The organism is Stenotrophomonas maltophilia group sp. RNC7, assembly GCF_030910085.1.
In the GTDB taxonomy this organism is placed as follows: domain Bacteria; phylum Pseudomonadota; class Gammaproteobacteria; order Xanthomonadales; family Xanthomonadaceae; genus Stenotrophomonas; species Stenotrophomonas sepilia.
The window spans coordinates 1-649 of the sequence record NZ_JAVFVN010000246.1; the positions used below are offsets into that span (position 1 = coordinate 1).

Here is a 649-nt window from a genome sequence, read left to right on the forward strand (position 1 = left end):
ACTCCATCAAGGATTCCGTCAAGCAGCTCATTGAAGATAAGATTGGCGAATACGGTCTTCTTGGCGATTTTGATATCAACGATCAGGAAATTCGTGGCCCGAATGACAGCCTGATTATCTTCCGTGGCCTCAAGAGCCATAATGCGGCGTCAATCAAGTCGTTGGAAGGCTTCAACCGGGCGTGGGTCGAAGAAGCGCAGACTGTTTCGCAGAAGTCGCTTGATCTGCTTATCCCCACGCTTCGTGCTGACGGCTCAGAGCTTTGGTTCTCATGGAACCCCGATCAACCGACAGACCCGATTGACAAGCTTCTGCGCAACACCTCGAATGACAATGCCGTTGTTGTTCGTGCCAACTTCTCGGATAATCCATTTTTCCCGGAAGCGTTGCGGGAGGATATGGAGCGCGACAAGCGATCTGACCCGGCCAAGTATGCGCATGTCTGGCTTGGCGAGTATCAAACGCTCGCGGATATGCAGTTCATCTCATGGGACGATGTGAACTCTGCCCAACAGCGCCAATTCAAACGCGGTGGAAAGCCGGTTCTTTTCGGCATCGACGTGGCACGCTTTGGTGATGACAGGTCTGTTCTGGCTATTCGTGAAGGCGATGTTCTGACAGACCTGATGAAGTGGGAACGGCTCGATAC

At 52.5% G+C, this 649-nt stretch carries 1 protein-coding gene; it reads left to right on the plus strand.

Annotated elements, in window-relative coordinates; genetic code table 11:
- The coding region (locus RCF13_RS03060; protein ID WP_308140857.1) for a phage terminase large subunit at positions 1–649 on the plus strand (649 nt) is incomplete at both ends.